This window comes from Agaribacillus sp. DX54, assembly GCF_056858335.1.
Genome location: NZ_JBXEQE010000012.1, coordinates 1 through 14,612, shown reverse-complemented (window position 1 = coordinate 14,612; position 14,612 = coordinate 1). Strand labels below are relative to the sequence as shown.

The following is a 14,612-nucleotide window of genomic DNA, read 5'->3' as shown; positions in this document are numbered from 1 at the left end:
TCACCTTCCTCTGCTAAAGGCAAGTAGAGATCGCCACGGAGAAGCCTTCATCTACCCACAGTGGAACACCCCAGCGATTGCTAACCGATGAAAACAACTGTGAACAATGTGGAGTTAATTAACCAGGTATAAACATTTCTTTGAACAGCGTTCGGTTAGAGGTAAGCGTCCCATAGACAAATGTTTCTCCAAAAGAGACCTGGGAATTAACAAAGAAATGGGCAAAAGATCAGGGCTTTGTAGTGAAATATAAATGATTAATATGGACCGAATACAGATATTCGCTTTCAGGGGCTCTAAGTTCCTTCAAAACCTTCAGCTCGAGGTGGATGAGGACACATTTGATATTGCTGTTGACTTACCATTGAAAAAGCAATACAATGTCCGGTGCATTTTTGAATTGGCAAATGAATCACCGTCATATCCAGCACATATACTTGGCAAAGAAATAGCAAGTGTCAGATGTGCTGAAAAAGTGATTGATGCAGAAACCAAACTTTTTTTTCACCCCAATGATCCTTTGAATCATGAGATCAAACTCCCATTTGAAAGACAAAACTATATAATAGAACTCAGGATCTTTGAAGATAGCCCCGTTCATCACTACGGTGTACTGGATGCAGTTCCAATTCCCACAGATATCTTGACGCTATATTTTACCTTTTCCAAAAAAGAGTTATCACTCAATACGGCCACTGCTATTCAGAAATATTTCGATGGATACAGCCATTTGGGTTTCTGCCTGGGAGCGCTCGAATATATAAAAGAGGTAATCTATAAGGAGTACGGAAACAAAAAGTTGGATTTAGTTGAAATATTTTCTAATACCGAAATAATAAATAAATTGTTCGAGGAGCAAGTAATCATGATAGTTTGGGGGATTAATCCCTATTCATACCCTATATACAGCGCTGATAATCCTGACATTTTGAAGCCCTTGGTCGGTGAAGAATTTGGCCATGAGGGAATATTCAAAATAAGGGAAGACATAAAAGAGCTTAGCTTAATTCCAGGACATAACCTTGGGGATTGGCCCGCTTTGCTTAAGGAGGATTGGCCTAAAATTAGATTGAAAGGCAGGGGAGTCAAAACATACCTCAAACCTTATTCACTAAGAGATCCTGATTCTGAAGTAGTCATAACCTCTTTTGTAGTATTTCGGTCTGAGGGGGCAATAAATAAAAGCCAACCGCTGTTAAATGTTGATTTATTGTATCACTGATCACTATATAAGTAATTCTTAAATTATTGATTGTCAAATATTTATGAACTAGTTCTTTTTGTTAGATGTTTGGTCAATTGTCTGACCTTGGGGAACTTTGTGGTGTCCCTTTTTTAACCACAGAGGCACAAAGACACAAAGAGACACAGCGGTTTTCGCCGATAAAATAAAAATACAGGCACATGTTTGAGTTGTGCAACAGCCGCAACTAACTTGTAAAAGTTTCAGATATCAGTTTCATATCCCAACTTTGCATAATTTTGAAAGCTATTGGAGATTTACTTTTTTACATAAAAAATGAAATAGTATAAATGATAGATGATTGCGTAAAGTGTATCATACGCTGAAGTCCTATGCAATTAAATGAAGAATAGAGAAGCATATTTACAAGACCTGCTAGTTAGATTGGAAGATCGAAGGCTTCGACCGGGGATTACTTTACCTGAAGGTGTAAAGTCAAGTTCTCATTTGACCGTAGCTCATGAAGCACATCAAGAAATTAATAATTTGAGCGATGAGCAGTACATACCTGTCTTCCAAAAGCTTTTGGAAACAGAAAAAACAACCATCAATAAGATCAACCTGATTGCCTACTTAATAAGACTGGCTGATAAGTTGAATAGGGTTGAACTGGGTGACTACGTATTGGACCTAGTAGCAAAAGAGAAAATAAGATGGGTAAATGATGTTTCGTTGAGGGAATTGAGTCAATCCAAATTAGCAGTTAAGAATAACAGAGAACTCCTCTTCGAGTTGGTCAAACATAAAGATTGGCAAATAAAACTAAGTGCTCTTGATTTACTTAAAAAACTCGACTCTTCTTATTCTGAAAGAATTGAAGAAGCATGTTTGGAATTCATCAAAATCAACAAGAAGAAACCCCATGAACTAAGTGCTCTATGTGGCGTTCTAAGCAGACATGGTTCTACTAAATCTGTGGAAGCAATTAAAGAAATTGCGAGAACAAATAGCAAGGCTTTGGCAGTGAACGCTGCTTTAACTGCCATTGGTGAAATTGACGGAAAAAATCAAACAGCCTTTTTTGTTGAAATTTTCGAATCAAACAGAAACAATGATGTAAAGTCGACTTCAACCCAAACTCTTTGTGAATATGGAAACGAAAAGGCTATTCCTTTGTTAGTAAAAAGAGCAAAAAGCCTATTATCTAAAGCGCGTACATCAAACACCATTTATGTTGGAGGGACAAAACCTGAACTGGTTCATATTTTTGAATTCCTGCAAAACAATCATCAAAAAGAGGCAGACCAACTTTTTAAATTTGTTGAGGCCAAAAAAATGGCATTTCTTGATGAAACTGAACGAAAGTGGTTCGAGGAAAACATAAAAAAAGCATAGAACAATATCTATGCATGAAATCATAGCCGCACAAAACCAACGCTCAACCCATAGAAGCGCAAAAGCTTCAAAATTTTTCCAAATGAATCTGATTTATGAAAAGAATATCAGTACATTGAAGATTATGCGCCCAAACTGTTATTTGGCATTTAAATGAAACTACGAAGTTACATAGCAACAATATTGATTCTGATAACAGTACTGATTTCCTGTGACCGAATTAAGAACAAAACTGAGCGGTTCGCAGATAAAGTCAAAGAGAAAACCAAAGAAGAACTGAAGGAGCAAACTCAAAAAATAGTTGACAAAGTATTTCCTCCATTTGACCACGACCGGCCGGACACGTATAATAATAAGAAAAGGTTCAAAGACTTCCTGAAAATCGAAATTACTCCGGATGTGAAAAACATCTATTGTTTCGCTGACGCAATTGGAATTGATGCAGATTACATGTTCGCTTTTAATTGTGAATCGACAACTTCAAGAAAAATAATTGAAGTGCACAATTTGACCATAGACACACTTAATTCTGATAATGCCTTTGGATTACAGCACGACTTTGAATGGTGGGATAAGGAAAGAATTTCAGGACTAAAGAAATACAGTTGGACAAATGGAGACCAATACTTTAAATACTATTGGTATGACCAGGAAAAACAAAAGGCATATTTCTTTGACTTTGGTATGTAAAAAAGAGAAAAACGACAGTTACATGAGACCGTTTTGTCCTTGGGCCAAAAGAAATTGAAAATGCCTCCGACAAAAATTCCCGGTTTGCGATGATAGGCTCCGGGGATGGTAAGCGCATTGAAATTGACAAAGCGCTCAATGCCCTGCAAGACCAAAATGCCAGTTCCTTCAAAGTCGGCTTTTGCCGCAAGACCGATCCATTTTTCAAGGTATATCCGAAATTGTATTTTTTCTTGTTAAAAACTTCAATTCCCCAGGTTACTTCCAGCAGATTACAGGTATATAAATAGTGAAAGCATGCCCAACTGTCATGTTTTTTGCTGGTTTTGAAAAAGCTATTTTTATTAATAAATCCTATATGCAAAAGCTATTTTTATCACTTTTTAATGATGCTAAAAGCCTGGAACTCCTGACAGGGAGGTTATCCAGGTTATTTTTAGCACGAACAAGTATCCAAACCATGAATGGGAACAGCGATTTTTTCAATAACTATGATTCGAAGCATACCACGCTCTTAGCGCCTTCCTGTGCAAATCCGACTATTTTTTTTTATTTGCTATATTGTTTGAAAGCCCACCCATAGCAATCCATGTAGATTATTGATTATTCATAACCGTAGCTAAAAGCCTTTGGTTTTGCACATTTTATGATTGCTTTTTTATAAGTATCCATTTCGATACAAAAGCAGTATCCCCGATGTTCACATCGGGGTTTTTTATGTGATAAATTAAAAAGACCTATATATCTAAACTGACTTAAACGCCAGCTTCTTCTCTTCACAAAGCATTTTGATGGCCCATTTGCCCGACTGTGCGGAAGGTGGCAGACCACCTCCGGGATAGAGCCATTGGCCTATCATGGTGAAGTTTTTTAAGCGGGGAAGCTTCATGGGCAACTCATTGGTAATATCGAGGGTAGGCAAAAAACCTTCGTATGATCCCTGCCAAACACCAGTATAACGCGCAGTGGTTAAAGGTGTGGCGATGTCGATGACCTCTATTTTTGCGGTGATGCCCGGGTAGTGTTTTTCGAGCAGGTTTACGGCATCTTTGCGAATGGCCTCTTTTTCGTCCGGATAAGCGGTGGCCTCGAGGTTTTCCCAATGTGACCAGGGCGACTCAAACTGGCATAACAGCACTGTTTTACCCTCCGGTGCAAATGCAGGATCATAGGAGGAACGGTTCATGATGTTGTAACTTTCAATTTTGGTGCTGCCGATGGATAAACCCTCCTTAAAGTAACTGGTAATATGATTTTCTGACTCAATAACATCGTTGATTCCGAAAGATACCATCACGATAGGCGTGAACAACGGCCAATCGGCATAAGCCTTTTTGATTTTGTCGTCAAGGTAGTTTCCTTTCAGCATATCAAATAGCACTGTATGCCCGTCACAGGCGCCAATCACATGATCTGCATAAATGATTTCGTCATTTTCCAGCTTTACACCGATCGCTGTATCATTTTCAACGACAATCTCCGTGACCTTGCTTTTAAACCGGAATTGTCCACCGAGTGAGGAGAACTTTTCGGCCATCCGCCGGGTCATTGCAGAGGAGCCGCCCAGGAGGTATCCGGCATTTTTGGCATGAAACCAACCCAACATCACAATGAAACTGATGGCTGAAAAATCCCTCCCGACAAACAGTCTGTTGAGGAAATAAAGAAGCCTTTGGTTATTGAACCCGAGTTCTTCTAATAGCTCCTGGCAGTTGCGTTTTCCATATTTTATCAGTATCGGAAAAAAACTTCCGATATGAAGGAATGAACTAAAGTAGTCCAAAACAGACCGCATGCCCGGCGGGTTTTCAAACTGGTCCAGCCGGTTGCCTTTTCGCATCAATCTGCACATTTTTTCTATACTTTTTTTGTCTTCCGGAGCCAGATTTATCAGGTATTCTTCCCATTCGTCAAGGTTATTGTAAACGATAAACTCGCCATGCTTTTCATCAACCATTTTAGCATAAGTGCGGTGGTTTATGATCTGTACATCATCGGTAATAGCATTCGTTTCCCGCCATATATCGTGATAGGTGCCATGATCGGTACCGACGAGCCAGTGCAGACAGTAGTCAAAAAGGTATCCGTTCCGTTCCCAGGCGGTAAGCTGGCCGCCGGGATTTTCATGCATTTCAAGGATTGTGGCCTGCAGACCGCTTTTTTGGGCATAAATACCGGCCGTCATGCCCGCGATGCCACCCCCAATGATGAGAATATCGTTGTTTTTCATTGTCAATAGATAGATTGTTGCTCAATTAAACGAAGTAAAACTCAAACGTTTTAAAAGGGAAAACAATTAGCTATATCAGGTTAACGGATGACTTTTGTCACGTCTGGCAACCTTTTGTGCACATAGCATGACGCCAAGCAGTCATAGCCTGGCTTCAAGCCATACTATGACTAACGAAAATGAAAGGGTAATATCGCCATCCACCATGCTATAGTCATACTATGGCTTCGAGCCATAGTATGACTTCGATGCATGAACTACAACTTTTTTTCAAAAAAAACGTTGATATTGTATAAGTATACTTGTACATTGTGGTATGGATGAAAAACCGGACTACATAGCGTACAAAGGCCAAATTTACCAAATCGAATTTTACTTTGATGTCAATGGTAAAAGTCAACCCATAGATTATATGCTGGAGAAGTTTTCGGGTGCGGATGCCAAAAAATTTGAGCACTTACTGATTGTAATGGGTGATACAGGATATATCCGCAATGAGCAAAAGTTTAGAAATGAAGGCGATAAAATTTATGCTTTCAAACCTCAGCCACACAGGTTTCTGTGTTTTTTCTTTGATGATGGAAAAATCATCATTACAAATGCTTTTATGAAGAAACAGCGAAAACTACCAAAAGCTGAAAAAGAGAGGGCTTTGAGGTGCAGGCGGGACTATGAAAATCGTAACAAGAAAGGAATTTACTATGAAAAAGAAAAATGAAAATCGGAGCGGTTCAGTTTTTGATAAGTGGAAAAATGATCCCGAATACAATAAGAATTATGACAAGGAACTAAAAGAATTCGCCTTATCCGAACTTATGCTTGCATTGATGGAAGATGACCCAATAAGCGTCAGGAAGCTTGCCGAACTGGCCGGCTTGTCGCCTACTGCCATTCAGGATCTCAGATCGGGAAAAACAAAGGATGTGAAGTTTAAAAACTTCGTCTCTATCATCGAAGCTTGCGGATACGGAATTGAATTGGTGAAAGGAAAAAAACGTATCGCTATTCATTCCTCGATGTCTAACAAAATTGATTTTTCGGTATTGTAGGCAACTGTCGATCCGGGTAAAAGAATAGCTTGCTGCTCATCGCTATTTCAGGCTTACAAGGAAGCATACAACCCGTGTAAGATACAAGGTAGTTCCAGGCTCCTTCGCTTGTTTGGGAGCCTGGTCTGTCTTTTGTCCCGATAATCTATTTTCAGCATTTCTGTCAAAGTATTCAACGTACTTCAGGATCAGGCCGATTGTGGAAAACACTGAGGGCTAAAAGGTAGTACATGGCTGTTTTCGGTGAATGGTCAAACAGGAAATCAGCATTTATTTGCAATTTGTCAACAAAAACTTGACAATCTGAAAAAATATGTGAAGATTTTATTTATATTAGTACTAATAATTCATATAATTATACAGATGAAGAGGATATTCATAAATAAAATCGTTAAACCATATTAAAAAAGCCATGTCAGAAAAACATCTAACCAAACTAGGAGAGTATTTTGCCAGTAAGGCGGTAAACCGATCTCAAATAGCCAGGAGAACCGGGCTAAGCAAGCAGCGGTTAAGCGAACTGGCAATTAACAAAAAAACCAAATTGCAGGTAGAAGAACTCTATTTAATTGCGATGGCACTGGAGGCGTGCCCCTGTGAATTGGTTGAATTTCTTTGCGGTCACTTAAAAGACAAGGTTGATACAAGCCTTTCCTGATTAAACCGGAAACTGCCGGGCCTGTATCCCCCATGGCACCGGTTTCGCAATGATGCCTTGAGTTCAGCTCAAGGAGGCTTAAAATTTTAGAATATCGCAGATATTTGGTACACCGGCCATTAACTTTTTTCCATTTTTGCTGATGATTGTCATTGACACTGAAAACAATGATCATCGTAACCAACAGGAAATCGATGGAAATTGCAGGCAAATCTTAAACTTTAGATGATCCGGGAGGAAAATTTGATCGGATTTCTGTTTTTCTTAACTATACTATTTCAAAGTTGTACCATGGTTAAAATAACAGTTAGTGACCAACGGAGCCAATCACCCAGGCATGTTTTACTGGATGGCGATACGGTAGTAACTACCTGGGGGGCTATAAAAGTTAACCAATCGGATTTTTTCCCTTCAAGCTTCCGGATCAAATCAAACGGAAAAGTGATTTTTATAGACCCGGTGGAAACAAATGGTACAGATAAGGCGGATTACCTATTCCTGACGCACGCGCATCCGGATCATTTTTCTATGAAGGATATCAGGAAACTGACAAAACCGGAAACAATTTTCATCTGCGCCAGGGGGCCGGCCCGGCGCCTTGCAAAATATGATTATCATATTAAGCAGGTAAAACCCGGTGACAAACTGGATTTGGGTGACGGTTTGAAATGTGAAGCAGTGGCAGCCTACAACACAAAGCCAGTCTTTTTGTGGATAAAAGCTCACCCGAAATCGCAACAAAATGTCGGCTATATCCTGACACTTGGCAACAGGGGACGCATTTACCATGCCGGCGATACAGACTATATTCCGGAAATGAGCAATGTCAGAGATATTTCCCTCGCCCTTGTTCCGGTTGGTGGAGATAACCTGACCATGAATATAGAAGATGCTGCGAAAATGGTCAATGAAATTGGTCCTGAAGTGGTAGTCCCGATGCACTATGAAGTCAAAAAACAGGAAGATTTGATGAACTTTAAAAGTCTGGTTGAAAAGAAGGTAAAAGTTGAGATATTATGAGCGGTGAACTCGTTTGACCAGCAAACGGGCAGGCAAAACCTTAAGGAGTTTTTGAAGGACAACAGTTCATACTGATAGCCACTCACAACCTTTTGCCTTGTATTGTTTTTTAAAAAAAGCCTGCACAGAAACAGGCCGATGGGCAACAGAAAAAGAGGTTGTCTCAAAAGGGTAAACATATCCGGGTACCTACCTGAGAAAAATCCCCAATACAAAAAACTGAGGCCGTTCAAATTACTTTTGAGACGGCCTCCTCTTCTATATCATATGGAGAACAAATGATTTTACTTTTGTTTCCCTGTAAACGTCAAAAGATCGTCGATTTCCTCGGTGCTCAATGCGCGGTCATAAATTCTTACGTCATCGATCATTCCGATAAAACGGTTGAAAAAACCAGCGCCATTTGCAGACCAGTGTGCACCAATAGCCGAATTACTATTTGACACATTGATTTTGTCTTCCTTAGAACCTTTCAATACACCATTGGTATAGGCACTGAATTTGCCCTTATCATATACCATTGTATACAGCATCCACTTGTTAGCATCTGTTTTTTCGAAAGGATAGGCAACAGTCACATTTTTTTCTGCATTGTTATCGATTTGCGACCCTATCGAGAATCGTATGTTTCCCCAGTAGTGTCCTATCCCCAACATACCACCATGGTGATCGCCAAAAGACAGATACCCGGAACCATCAGTGTGGGTTAAACCTTCTTCATTGACCCAAACAGATAAGGTAAAAGCATCCATGTTGTTAAAATCAATTTCCGGAAGTAAAACGTAAGACTCTTGGTTGCCGTCCAGTTTAATACCCTGTGAAACTTTCCCTTGCCGGAAGTCAGAGAATCCCTGGATTTTAGCGTGCAGATCATTCCCTGAAGCATCATTCACATCTCCGTCAAGCGGATAGTAAGCGATCATTCCGGTTTCAATGCCGGGCGTTTCAGGTTCAGGCTTATCATCATTCGGGCATCCATGAAATGTGACAAGATCGTTGATTTCCTCATGGGTCAAAGCACAATCGTAGATCCTTATATCATCCATCATGCCAATAAACCGGTTGAAAAAGCCTGCGCCGTTAGCTGACCAGTGTGCACCTGCCGCCGCTTTATCATTAGATACATTGACTTCATCTTCCTTGACATCTATCAACTCACCATTGGTGTAGGCGCTGAGTTTTCCCTGATCATACACCAGTGTATACAAGACCCATTTTTTGACATCTGTTTTATTGAAAGAATGAGAGACAAACACGTTTTTTTCCACATCGGTATCTATTTGGGCGCCTACCGAAAATCGTATGCTTCCCCAGTAGTGTCCTATCCCTAACTGGCCGCCGTGGTGATCACCAAAAGACAGATACCCCGAACCGTCAGAATGGGTTATACCTTCTTCATTGACCCAAATGGACAAGGTGAAGGATTCCATACTGTTAAAATCTATTGGAGGCAGTGAAATATAAGAATTCTCGTTGCCATCCAGTTTAATGCCTTGTGCTACTTTTCCTGACTGGAAGGTAGAAACACCGATTACCGTAGCATGCCGGTTATTCCCTGAGGCGTCTTTGACATCTTTGTCAAGCGGATAGTAGGCAATCATTCCGCTTTCAATGCCGAGTGCTTCTGATTCAACCTTGGGACTATCCTCATCGCATCCATAAAAAATAGCAGTTGAAACAAGAAGTGAAATAACTAGTTTTTTCATATTATAAAAATGGATTGGTTAAACTTCTAAAAAATTGGATTAGTTAAAACTTTGTTTGCCTTATACAATTTTAATACCGCATGTTAATTTGTTGTAACCCCGTGAATCGGACATAGAACAGGGATACCTAACCCATGTCAGGTTTGGCAACTAATGTGGGTGATTCCCTCCTTTTCCGGCGTGAATGCTTTCCTGAATTAATTTCTTATTTCATGTCTGACCGGGAATAGCAACAGGCAGCTTTACCCTGACGCTCACCGATGTCAATGCCGACCGCTACCTTTTCTTTTTCAGCATATTGTAAGATTTGTTTGCATAACTTGCTTCAAAGGTTAACCATACCCTTTAACCTAAAATAAGGGAGGAAATACAAGGCAATTGGGTTGTTTGGCCAGGCGGCAGAAGAACTCATTCTTATCTCTTGATAAGGAGTAAGTAATAGAGAAATAATTGATAATAATGCTAAGCCGCACAAAATTTACCATGTCGTAGCCACATCAAACTTATTGAACAGCCCGGACAATGTCCCCGATTTAACCCCCTGCATCCTATTCCCGTTTTTTGTTTATCAAATCAACATAAAAATAAAAGGCCTGCTTCCAAAGCGCCTTACCATTCGATGGGTCAATATTTTCTGTCAGCTTGAGCTGGCGCTGGAAATACCATTCGTGGATTTCATCAGTAGTACCACCGTTAAAACCAACAACGGCTAAGATCAACTCACTCAGGTCCGATAAGCCGGCGCTGGCATCGATTCCCTTTTGGGTTAAATCATTGATGAATTTCAGATTTTTTAATTCCGCTTTGATAAGCAATATGGCAAGCTCGGCTTTGGGGGGAAGTGTGACTAAGGATGGGTTTTTAGGGAGTTTGATTTTCATAAGTACTTGTCTTTATCTGAATTATGGCCTTGTCCGATTCTTTCCTGCTATATAGGCTTGGACTAAAAATTACTTTATTAGTTATAAATATATCTATAAAAGTAATTCTTTCAAAAATAATTATTATTTTTTTCATAATATTTATTCTCACAAGCTATATTAAAGTTCTTAAAGGATGAATTATGACCAAACTTGGGGAATACTTTGTTAAACGGTCTATCAACCGGGCCAGCGTATCCAGAAAGACCGGAATCAGGACAACCAGGCTTCATGAGCTCTCCAATAATCCAAAAACTAAAATAAAAGCAGAAGAACTTTACCTTATTTCTCTGGCTATTGAAGCCAATCCCGGTGAACTATTTGAGTATGTTTGCGGCCATTTGAAACTTAAATCTTAAAAACCTGGCTACAGTTCCTTTGTTTATTCAATTCCTCTAAACCCATGGTTCATACCCTCGAGCTACGCACAACCTGCAACAGATAGCGATCGCATCACACGCGTGCTCGCCCGGTGTCGAAAGGCACAAGCGAGACGTAGCTGTTGCACGACTCAAACAGGTGCCTCTATTTTTATTTTATCGACAAAAACCTCTGTGTCTCTCCGTGACTTGGTGCCTTTGTGGTTAACCATTTTTCACCACGAAGGCACCAAGTCACGGAGAGACACAAAGAGCTTTGCCGAAAACGTTGTGCAACAGCCACAGGATGCTTGCGCCATATTAATAGCATACAGCAACAATAAAGCCCCTAAACTTTCAACCTTGAGCAACCTGCAACCCAACCTGTATTCAAGAGCTAAGCACAACCCTGGAATACAACCTGTGATAGCTGATATCATGAAAATGCTAAAACCTTACATGCAACCACACAAAATATAAATAGCGTTTTATCTCGTTTGAAAACTTTTTACTTTGCCAAAGATATTTTTTAAACAACCTTTAAATTTTATACAGATCGCCCAATCCAAACAGCTAATTAAAATGAAAAAAATATTCACAGTAATGCTGGTAATCATTGCTACTACGACAAGTTACGGTCAGAACTTTGGCATTAAAGGGGGGCTCAACTACGCAAATCTTATCGTCAATAATTCAAGCATCGAATATGGGGATTATATATTCGGATTTCATGCCGGGGTATTTAGTACCATTGAGATAACCCATAAACTATCATTAAGACCGGAAGCGCTTTATTCAAAAAAAGGATATGACCGGAAGTTATCTACCGTGTATCAAACACTTGAAATTAATAACCGGTTTCATTATTTGAATTTACCACTACTCATGGCATTCACACCCCTTGATAAGTTAAGTCTGTTAGCCGGGCCGGAATTTGGTTATATCATCGCCGCGAGGCAAGAAAATAACCGCACCGGATCTTCCGATGATATCGACGATATGTATGATAGGTTTGATTTTGGATTAGCGGCCGGAGTTATGGTGTGGATGACTGAAAACCTGCACGCTGAGCTAAGGTACACACATGGGTTGTCAGATTTAACCAAAGAATTTGGTATCGGTAGTTCCAGGTTGCAAAACAGAACTTTTCAACTGTCGGTTGGATACCTACTGAAATAAAAGCAAAAATTCATTCCTGTTTCTGTTGTTCCAGATAAGTGATCAGCTTATCCCTGTCAAAGGTAATGCTCCAGATACCTCTTAAATCCCCTATTTTGTGGTTGGCTGCGTTATCGTCGGGATACAGGTCTTTAATTAAAGTATGGGTTTCACTGCTGACTTCGGTCCCTACTGAGCCGTGACAATTGAGACATAAAGGGTTATTCAGCACAATGGGTTTGGCAAAGAGGATTTGATTTTCATTGGGAAATGCCACCACGGGCTGAAGTGCTGCCTGGCCGTCCAATGATTTTTGATATTGCTCGAGTATTTTCCTTTCCGTATCGTCCGGAGCGTCTTTGGGATTTCTAAGTCTGAGTGATGCGCGTTTAATTTTAACATCGAGACCGGTAGTGAGTGTATCGAGAATCGGATAAGCGGCTGTCTGGCAAAACCGGACAGCGTATCGAGGGCCACCTTCCCCCATAGCTTTTTTCAATTGCCCGCCCAGAGCCTTCTGTGCGGCGTTGGAAATCCGGTTGCCCTCGATCATAACGGCATCTTGTATTTGCTGGTCTGTGATGCTTTTAGATTTTTTACGCTCAGCGCAAGCAATGAGCACAATTAGCGACAATAATGGGAGTGTTTTTTTCATTTTTCGTAGGGTGTTATTTCAATACATGAATATAGCTAAATATTTTCATAAGTTGGGAATTGATTGAAGAAATCTTTCATGGTGGGAAGTCATAGTATGGCTTTGAGCCATGCTATGACTAGGTTTTAGCTGTCATTTAGTAAGGATGAGTTACTGCCTGTAAGGGTTAATCTCCCGGCATCTATACCATAAATTATGGACATAACGGCTGAATGAATAGATGGACCGACCCCAAATTTTGGTTTGTTGTTTTCAAGCTGTATGAAAAATTCTAATGATGGTCACCCTGAGGATTCAGCTATTTAGCTTGTTAAAAATGGTATTGATTGAGTAACTTTAGGCAATTGGGATAAAAACCATTAAATGCATACCTAAAACTGTCTACATGAAACAAACAAAGTGGTTTGACCGGAAATTTGATTTTTCTTTTGAGCAAAACATTTTTCCATCGGTTATTGAACGGTTACGTGGCACGCCCATTCGCCTGGCTGATAAGGTTTCAAAAATACCTGATGAATATCTTACCATGAAGCCCGCCAATGCCTGGTCTATAAAAGAAAATGTCGGTCATCTGATCGACCTGGAACCTTTGTGGCAGGGAAGGCTTCAGGATATTCTTAACGGTGAAAAGGAACTCAGGCCCACTGATTTGTTGAACAGAAAAACAGATTCGGCCAACCATAACAGCAAAGATGTCGATGAACTGATCCGGGCGTTCACAGAAATAAGAAATGCTACCGTGGCCAAACTGGAAACCCTTAATGAAGTGGAGGTATATAGATTTGCCCTCCATCCCCGGCTGAAAAAGCCCATGAGAACGATGGACCTGTTCCTTTTTGTCGCCGACCACGATGACCACCACCTTGTGAGAATAACAGAAATCAGCAACAGTTTGCAACAATAGTAAAATCCAATCACAGTTGCTGTAAGCTGTTACCGATAGCAGTCCGATACACTATTCCGCTTATTTTAACGGTTTATAAATATCAGATTCGGTGACAATAATCATATTTTAATCATTTCAAGCCGCTTATATTCATACTTACATAGAGAATAAGTCCATGTGTTTCACAATAAATTGACATTTTGGAACTTTTGATTAAATTATTGATAGCAGATGATCATGAAATGATAAGAGATGCCTTAAAAGCCTTGCTTTTAAAAATTAATTTTGTGGAGATCGAGGCAGAGGCGTCAACAGGCAAGGAGGTGTTGGCCATACTGGATAATAACAATATTGACTGTGATATTGTATTAATGGACATCAGTATGCCTGAAATGAATGGCATTGAAGCTACGCGACTTATTTCAAAAAACCATCCATCGGTAAAGGTATTGGCCCTTACCATGTATGAGGAAAAAGACTATGTAGATGAAATGTTCAGGGCAGGGGCCTTGGGATTTCTTTCAAAACTGACTACACAAAAAACCCTGCTCAGGGCGATTCAAACGGTCTATGAGGGGAATATATTTATCGAGTATTAAAATGATGCCTCATTTTTAACCACAAACCCGACAAAATTCTCCGTGTCCCTTCGTGTCTTGGTGCCTCCGTGGTTGACCATTTTTCACCACGGAGGAACCAAGAA

General features: G+C 40.1%; 16 protein-coding genes. 12 read left to right on the top strand and 4 right to left on the bottom strand.

The annotated features are described in order from the left end of the window. Positions 1-400 precede the first annotated feature (400 nt). The 4 genes from AC04NP_RS14170 (at position 401) to AC04NP_RS14155 (ending at position 3,558) form a co-directional block, all read left to right on the top strand. Complete coding sequence (locus AC04NP_RS14170) at positions 401-1,222, top strand: hypothetical protein (protein ID WP_482860424.1); 822 nt, start codon at positions 401-403, stop codon at positions 1,220-1,222. A 363-nt stretch (positions 1,223-1,585) separates the two neighbouring features. Next, positions 1,586-2,578 carry a hypothetical protein gene (locus AC04NP_RS14165; RefSeq protein ID WP_482860423.1) on the top strand — a complete coding sequence of 331 codons (993 nt, stop codon included), beginning with the start codon at positions 1,586-1,588 and terminating at the stop codon, positions 2,576-2,578. Between the two features lie 153 nt (positions 2,579-2,731). Beyond that, positions 2,732-3,268, top strand: coding sequence for a hypothetical protein (locus AC04NP_RS14160; RefSeq protein WP_482860422.1), 537 nt, complete (start codon positions 2,732-2,734; stop codon positions 3,266-3,268). Between the two features lie 89 nt (positions 3,269-3,357). Continuing rightward, positions 3,358-3,558, top strand: a complete 201-nt coding sequence (locus tag AC04NP_RS14155) for a hypothetical protein (protein ID WP_482860421.1) — start codon at positions 3,358-3,360, stop codon at positions 3,556-3,558. A gap of 455 nt (positions 3,559-4,013) precedes the next feature. Here the strand turns inward: AC04NP_RS14155 and AC04NP_RS14150 are convergent, their stop codons facing one another. Continuing rightward, positions 4,014-5,498, bottom strand: a complete 1,485-nt coding sequence (locus tag AC04NP_RS14150) for a phytoene desaturase family protein (RefSeq protein WP_482860420.1) — start codon at positions 5,496-5,498, stop codon at positions 4,014-4,016. A gap of 316 nt (positions 5,499-5,814) precedes the next feature. Between AC04NP_RS14150 and AC04NP_RS14145 the strand changes: the two genes are divergently transcribed. From AC04NP_RS14145 to AC04NP_RS14130, 4 genes are all read left to right on the top strand, one after another. After that, positions 5,815-6,216, top strand: coding sequence for a type II toxin-antitoxin system RelE/ParE family toxin (locus tag AC04NP_RS14145; RefSeq protein WP_482860419.1), 402 nt, complete (start codon positions 5,815-5,817; stop codon positions 6,214-6,216). Beyond that, positions 6,200-6,547 (top strand): helix-turn-helix domain-containing protein, encoded by a 348-nt coding sequence (locus tag AC04NP_RS14140; protein WP_482860418.1) that lies wholly within the window; start codon positions 6,200-6,202, stop codon positions 6,545-6,547. The genes AC04NP_RS14145 and AC04NP_RS14140 overlap by 17 nt, the downstream gene beginning before the upstream one ends. A gap of 412 nt (positions 6,548-6,959) precedes the next feature. After that, positions 6,960-7,205: a helix-turn-helix domain-containing protein gene (locus AC04NP_RS14135; protein WP_482860417.1), complete on the top strand. Its 246-nt coding sequence runs from the start codon at positions 6,960-6,962 to the stop codon at positions 7,203-7,205. Between the two features lie 291 nt (positions 7,206-7,496). Further along, positions 7,497-8,225 carry an MBL fold metallo-hydrolase gene (locus AC04NP_RS14130; RefSeq protein WP_482860416.1) on the top strand — a complete coding sequence of 243 codons (729 nt, stop codon included), beginning with the start codon at positions 7,497-7,499 and terminating at the stop codon, positions 8,223-8,225. A 284-nt stretch (positions 8,226-8,509) separates the two neighbouring features. Here AC04NP_RS14130 and AC04NP_RS14125 read toward each other — a convergent pair whose 3' ends face one another. Then, the gene (locus AC04NP_RS14125) at positions 8,510-9,931 is read right to left on the bottom strand and encodes a LamG domain-containing protein (RefSeq protein ID WP_482860415.1); all 1,422 of its coding nucleotides are present in this window, start codon (positions 9,929-9,931) and stop codon (positions 8,510-8,512) included. Between the two features lie 548 nt (positions 9,932-10,479). Further along, entirely contained in the window at positions 10,480-10,812 is a 333-nt protein-coding gene (locus AC04NP_RS14120) for a hypothetical protein (protein ID WP_482860414.1), read from the bottom strand. Positions 10,813-10,994: 182 nt separating this feature from the next. Between AC04NP_RS14120 and AC04NP_RS14115 the strand changes: the two genes are divergently transcribed. Together AC04NP_RS14115 and AC04NP_RS14110 are read left to right on the top strand one after the other, a co-directional pair. Then, a complete protein-coding gene (locus AC04NP_RS14115; protein WP_482860413.1) occupies positions 10,995-11,210 on the top strand; it encodes a helix-turn-helix domain-containing protein in 216 nt (71 codons plus the stop codon). A gap of 582 nt (positions 11,211-11,792) precedes the next feature. After that, complete coding sequence (locus AC04NP_RS14110; RefSeq protein WP_482860412.1) at positions 11,793-12,389, top strand: porin family protein; 597 nt, start codon at positions 11,793-11,795, stop codon at positions 12,387-12,389. Between the two features lie 10 nt (positions 12,390-12,399). On the opposite strand, the gene AC04NP_RS14105 is transcribed toward AC04NP_RS14110, so the two are convergent. Continuing rightward, on the bottom strand, positions 12,400-13,023 hold the full coding sequence (locus AC04NP_RS14105) for a Tll0287-like domain-containing protein (RefSeq protein WP_482860411.1): 624 nt from the start codon (positions 13,021-13,023) through the stop codon (positions 12,400-12,402). A 385-nt stretch (positions 13,024-13,408) separates the two neighbouring features. Between AC04NP_RS14105 and AC04NP_RS14100 the strand changes: the two genes are divergently transcribed. After that, positions 13,409-13,927 (top strand): DinB family protein, encoded by a 519-nt coding sequence (locus tag AC04NP_RS14100; protein WP_482860410.1) that lies wholly within the window; start codon positions 13,409-13,411, stop codon positions 13,925-13,927. Positions 13,928-14,109: 182 nt separating this feature from the next. Then, positions 14,110-14,508, top strand: a complete 399-nt coding sequence (locus AC04NP_RS14095; protein ID WP_482860409.1) for a response regulator — start codon at positions 14,110-14,112, stop codon at positions 14,506-14,508. Positions 14,509-14,612 lie beyond the last annotated feature (104 nt).

Bases quoted from the DNA above. Each gene is read 5' to 3' on its own strand.
- AC04NP_RS14160 (WP_482860422.1), top strand. From the start codon at position 2,732: ATGAAACTACGAAGTTACATAGCAACAATATTGATTCTGATAACAGTA.
- AC04NP_RS14110 (WP_482860412.1), top strand. From the start codon at position 11,793: ATGAAAAAAATATTCACAGTAATGCTGGTAATCATTGCTACTACGACA.
- AC04NP_RS14145 (WP_482860419.1), top strand. From the start codon at position 5,815: ATGGATGAAAAACCGGACTACATAGCGTACAAAGGCCAAATTTACCAA.
- AC04NP_RS14155 (WP_482860421.1), top strand. From the start codon at position 3,358: ATGATAGGCTCCGGGGATGGTAAGCGCATTGAAATTGACAAAGCGCTC.
- AC04NP_RS14100 (WP_482860410.1), top strand. From the start codon at position 13,409: ATGAAACAAACAAAGTGGTTTGACCGGAAATTTGATTTTTCTTTTGAG.
- AC04NP_RS14105 (WP_482860411.1), bottom strand. From the start codon at position 13,023: ATGAAAAAAACACTCCCATTATTGTCGCTAATTGTGCTCATTGCTTGC.
- AC04NP_RS14165 (WP_482860423.1), top strand. From the start codon at position 1,586: ATGAAGAATAGAGAAGCATATTTACAAGACCTGCTAGTTAGATTGGAA.
- AC04NP_RS14135 (WP_482860417.1), top strand. From the start codon at position 6,960: ATGTCAGAAAAACATCTAACCAAACTAGGAGAGTATTTTGCCAGTAAG.
- AC04NP_RS14115 (WP_482860413.1), top strand. From the start codon at position 10,995: ATGACCAAACTTGGGGAATACTTTGTTAAACGGTCTATCAACCGGGCC.
- AC04NP_RS14125 (WP_482860415.1), bottom strand. From the start codon at position 9,931: ATGAAAAAACTAGTTATTTCACTTCTTGTTTCAACTGCTATTTTTTAT.
- AC04NP_RS14120 (WP_482860414.1), bottom strand. From the start codon at position 10,812: ATGAAAATCAAACTCCCTAAAAACCCATCCTTAGTCACACTTCCCCCC.
- AC04NP_RS14140 (WP_482860418.1), top strand. From the start codon at position 6,200: ATGAAAAAGAAAAATGAAAATCGGAGCGGTTCAGTTTTTGATAAGTGG.
- AC04NP_RS14150 (WP_482860420.1), bottom strand. From the start codon at position 5,498: ATGAAAAACAACGATATTCTCATCATTGGGGGTGGCATCGCGGGCATG.
- AC04NP_RS14130 (WP_482860416.1), top strand. From the start codon at position 7,497: ATGGTTAAAATAACAGTTAGTGACCAACGGAGCCAATCACCCAGGCAT.